The organism is Agrobacterium sp. CCNWLW32, assembly GCF_037083425.1.
GTDB classification, from domain to species: Bacteria; Pseudomonadota; Alphaproteobacteria; order Rhizobiales; family Rhizobiaceae; genus Agrobacterium; species Agrobacterium radiobacter.
The window spans coordinates 1-4,392 of the sequence record NZ_JBAOJM010000031.1 but is presented as its reverse complement, the minus strand read 5'-3'; the positions used below and the strand labels follow the sequence as shown (position 1 = coordinate 4,392).

At 49.6% G+C, this 4,392-nt stretch carries 4 protein-coding genes; all 4 read left to right on the top strand.

The window, feature by feature from the left end:
- Positions 1 to 304: 304 nt before the first annotated feature.
- Entirely contained in the window at positions 305 to 556 is a 252-nt protein-coding gene (locus V6R85_RS25940; RefSeq protein ID WP_112958810.1) for a ribbon-helix-helix domain-containing protein, read from the top strand.
- 2 nt (positions 557 to 558) lie between these two features.
- Positions 559 to 915 carry a type II toxin-antitoxin system RelE/ParE family toxin gene (locus tag V6R85_RS25935; RefSeq protein WP_112958809.1) on the top strand — a complete coding sequence of 119 codons (357 nt, stop codon included), beginning with the start codon at positions 559 to 561 and terminating at the stop codon, positions 913 to 915.
- Between the two features lie 128 nt (positions 916 to 1,043).
- Positions 1,044 to 2,702 carry a putative dsRNA-binding protein gene (locus V6R85_RS25930; protein WP_112958808.1) on the top strand — a complete coding sequence of 553 codons (1,659 nt, stop codon included), beginning with the start codon at positions 1,044 to 1,046 and terminating at the stop codon, positions 2,700 to 2,702.
- A gap of 2 nt (positions 2,703 to 2,704) precedes the next feature.
- A complete protein-coding gene (locus tag V6R85_RS25925; RefSeq protein ID WP_112958807.1) occupies positions 2,705 to 3,280 on the top strand; it encodes a hypothetical protein in 576 nt (191 codons plus the stop codon).
- Positions 3,281 to 4,392 lie beyond the last annotated feature (1,112 nt).

Sequence of the window (4,392 nt, the reverse complement as noted above, 5' to 3'; positions counted from 1 at the left end):
ATGGTCTCTCTCCTTGAGTTGGGAGAGTTTTAGACGAATTTTTTCGGATGATATGTATCTAAAAATCCGAATTTCATACCTATTCCTCCGAATTTTGTGCGTTGCACAATGTTCGGATGTGCATGTGCGTGGCCACATTTCCTAGATTCATAGCCTGACTGGAAATCAGTCACCGACCACACGGAAGGTGAATGTGTCCGGCGCGAAGAGCTATCAACTTATGCGCCAATTGCCGGAGCCTGTGATGAATATTGACAATATATGCTACGCTTTCCATAGTTGAGGAGAGAAAAAGGAAAACGTCATGCCGTCAGGTAGCATTCACGTCAAAGTTAGCGGAGCGCTGCAAGACCATATCCAGCAGCAGATTGGTGATGACGGTCTTTATGAGAATGCGAGCGAGTATATTAGAGCGCTTATCCGGCGTGACCTGCAAACCCGCGACGAAGCATGGGAGGCCTTGCGAAAGGAACTGGCTCCCGCCATGCGCGCGGATGATAGCGAGTTTATAGCCGTCTCTGCTGACGATGTAATCGGCCGAAATAAGCGTCGCTAGTTATGGCAACTTACCGCTTTTATGCGGCTGCCGACGCCGCACAAGATAAAATTTGGCGTGACACCGTGGATGCTTGGGGCGAAGCGCAGCCTGAGACCTATATACGTGGCCTCCACGCGCATTTGCAGCGCCTCTGTGACAACCACCTGCTTTGGCGGCGTCTTCCCCAAAGACTTGCCGTTCCCGGTGACATCATGCGCGAGGCTTATTTCAGTAGGCATGAGCATCATTACCTGTTTTTCCGAGAGCTTGATAACGGCGATCTGGGCGTGATGAGTATATTGCATGCGCGGATGGATATGGCCGTACGCTTGAGAGAAGATCTTACGGCGCTCGACGCTAGGGGTTATCGGCTTTAGCGGCTTATCCAAACGGAAACCGGAGCTGAAATTACCGCTCATGAAGTGAAAGCTCTTGCAGATTTGGCAACTACAAGGTGATATTGTCGCCAGCAAGCGGCTAAGTGCAGAAACATTAAAGTCTAAAAATGGCTGAAGAGACCTCATCTGACATCCGGGAACTGGTTGCTTCCATACTGGAAGAGAATGATCCACAGTTTTCAAAGCATGCCCCTAAAGACGAGCTATCCGCGATATACGAGAGTGAGCTTCTATCATTTTCGACGGAGGCCCAACAGTTCGTCCGACGTATTGAAAACGCAGAGTCGTTGCAGAAAGCCTGCATCGAGTACTACGAGCGCTACTGGAAGAAGTTTCGTGCTGTATTGGGAAACTTGGGACCGGAGTTCGCCTCTGTACTGATGCGGCAACCCGACATAGAAGCGATACGAGCGATTCCTGACAAAACCGGCCTCGTAAGACGGACCTTCGGCCATCAGGAACTTCTGCCGATTTACGGAAATCTCCTCTTCAAGTTCGTGATATCAAACCATCTAGCGAAATCAGTCGCGTATGCAAATTTCGCACCGCGGCTGTTGAGTCCGGTGCTTCATCACTACACCAAGGGTGAGACTGTCGAGCGAGTTTGGGTCACTCTTGGTTTCGGCCCGCCAATAGACCAGAAGTCCACTGTTGTATCGAAACAAGTAATCGTTGACGCCTTCCACAAACTCGTTACCTATCTTGGCACTAACAAATCAGAGAATGAAGCAATAACGTTTATTGTGGAAAAATACATTCCGACTGTAGATATCGCCAGTAAGGACGTCATCGACATCGTTTGCGGTGATTCAAAGATGATGCTCCAGGAGTTTTGCCATTCTGCTGGATTGAGAGTGCCTCAGTATCGGATCGAACGAGTCGGAGGACCAGACCACGCCGCCGTAATGAGCTGTATTGTGTCAACCGATGGTCTAGAATCCTCTGCCGTGGAAGGCGGGTCGAAGCTCGAGGTATCCGCGCGCGCAGCAGCTAATCTCCTTGAGAAGGTAGCCACGTCAAGAAGCCATAGGCCACGTCTCCAGCAGTTGATCCGAGATAAATACTTTAGGAGAAGGAAGTACGGGCAGAATCTCGCGAGATTGTCTCCATCGATAGTCGCTAGCGCGGAGAAGCTTAGGGGCACGCTTGGCTTTGGTCAAAGTGTCGAAGGCCTAGCTGCATCCTTCACGTTGAGGAGCGATCTCGTGCCAGGCGAAAGTTTCAGAGACAACGAACGAGATTCGTTCTTCGGGTCTCAGCTTGAAGCGTTCATCACAGTGCGTCCTCATACCGATCGGTTCACACAGCGAACAATCGTTAAAGAAGCTGTGGTTCCGGTCATCGAGCGGTTTCACGCACAGGTCGGGAACTCACGGAATCCGCTGAGCGATGCACAGAGGCGGGATATCGTGCAGAGCGTTATCTATTCTGAGTATCGCGAATGCGGTCTTGAAAAAGCGGCTTTGTTATTTGAAAAATTTTTCGAGCGGCGTTCGACGCAGGTTCAGATTGGCGCGACTGTTCCTGAGTTCGATCCGGGCCTGTCGTTCACGACCATGCTGCTGGAGAGTATGCATAAGCGACCCGACCTCGAATCTCACGTTTCATACCGCCTGCTGACTGAAAAGCGCCAAAGTCATGCCCCGATTTTTGAGTGTTCGATTGAGTACGCTGGCCACATTACGAAGGGAGTTGCAGGCACAAAAATCAAGGCGCGCAACAAAGCATCCTATGAGATGCTGAAGATGCTAGCCGGGGCCTGTTAGTGATGTCAGACTATAGCTATGCCTACCACTATCTTTCTAACGTCCGCTTGGAGCCGCCGCCCGAACTGCGGACTTTCACTGGAGGCGGGAAGGTCTTGACGTCCTTCATTAATTCGCTGAGGAATCGTATCTTGATTTGCGGAGCTGGTGCAATCTCCGCAGCCACGGATCGTCACTGGCTACAGTCGAGCCTTTTCGCTCGCGCGAATATAGAGGCCTGCGCACTGTTTGTAGCCTTCTCGGAAGATGTGAATCCGAGAAAACCGGATATAAATACGCTTAAGCGAGCTGAAAAATATCTCTTCTCGACGAAAACGTTTGGTGCTGGCCAAGGTGTTCATATAAACGACTGCCTTCGGGTCATCTACAAGAAGGACGAAAGTCTTCAAGCAACATACGACGTGCTTTGTGAAGCCGTTCATCCGAACTGGCTTGGGGTTTTGAAACTAGATATTGCCGCCGACGAAAATATTGAAACACACGTTCGCGACGTCATAGTACAATCGGTAAACGCCTGTGGCCAACTAGTCATCGAGGCTGTTAGATGGCATTTCGACGTTATTGAGGCCGAAAGCTAAGTACACTTATAAACGTGGCCCCTGCTAGCTCCCAGCTATTTTACCTCCGCATCGAGCCAGAAGTGGGCATGAATGATGTAGAAGTAAAAATTTGTTTTTGGTTTCGATTTGCGCATTTTGGCGTAAAGCCCCTTATTTTCCAGCGAGTTGGTGCTTTTATTCCCTTCCGCCTTTGTCCTCAGCCCGTTGGGAAGGGCTTTTTTCCTCTATGGTTATCCCCACTCTGTTTACCTGGCCTATACTAAGCCTGTTCTGCGATGAACCGGTAAGTGCTCCGGTTTTGCGCTGAACCAGCGCCGGTTGTGGGAGAAGACGTCGCTCTCATATTTCGGGGTCTGACAGGGAAAGCCCTCTGGCAATGACCGGAGGAGAGATGGAATCTGGTTTGTGGTGGGCCTCTCTATTTCTCCGAAACGCATTTTCTGAAGGACACGCTCTGACAGGCATAAACCGCTGAGGCGGGGCACTGATAAGTGTCTTTATTTTCCACAGGCGGCAATTTTCAGTGCCCCGTTGCAATGCCCATCGAGCTGAAAGGCTGATGGAAAAAAGAGATGAAGCTCACAACACGGTCGCAACTGCGTCGCGTGATAGGAAAGGTGTGTTCAATGGGTCTCTATGAGATGTACGTCCTTGCTGCTCGTGCAGATACCGCCCTGGGGAGGAGGAGGTGGGCACGATCTCTTTATGTGAGGGCAAAGATTCGAAATCGGCAGCTCAAGAAACAATATTTACACAACCAGAAGGAGAGTGCGGATTCGTTGGTGGATACGAAGAGTGCAGGCCGGATGCGATCTGGGCGGCTCCCATAAACATATATTTATGTAATATCCAGCAAGAAAACATATAAAATATATGTTGCGATGGATTATATATGCGTGACTGAAGGCGGGTGAGAATCCGTGAGCAGAATTGACTTTTACGGACCTGCAATTTGCGGATTGCGGGCCGACTACGTGTAAATATATGAATTTTATGTTGAATTTGCTGATATGGATGGAGAATTGTTATGCGCGGAAACTATATGAGTGAGATGGACTTGATTGGAATGGAGTTCAGATTTGAGTGGCGATCGATCATAATAACAATATCATGATATTGTTATTATGATC

Excerpts from the sequence above, each read along its gene's own strand:
- V6R85_RS25925 (WP_112958807.1), top strand. The coding sequence starts at position 2,705 with ATGTCAGACTATAGCTATGCCTACCACTATCTTTCTAACGTCCGCTTG.
- V6R85_RS25940 (WP_112958810.1), top strand. The coding sequence starts at position 305 with ATGCCGTCAGGTAGCATTCACGTCAAAGTTAGCGGAGCGCTGCAAGAC.
- V6R85_RS25935 (WP_112958809.1), top strand. The coding sequence starts at position 559 with ATGGCAACTTACCGCTTTTATGCGGCTGCCGACGCCGCACAAGATAAA.
- V6R85_RS25930 (WP_112958808.1), top strand. The coding sequence starts at position 1,044 with ATGGCTGAAGAGACCTCATCTGACATCCGGGAACTGGTTGCTTCCATA.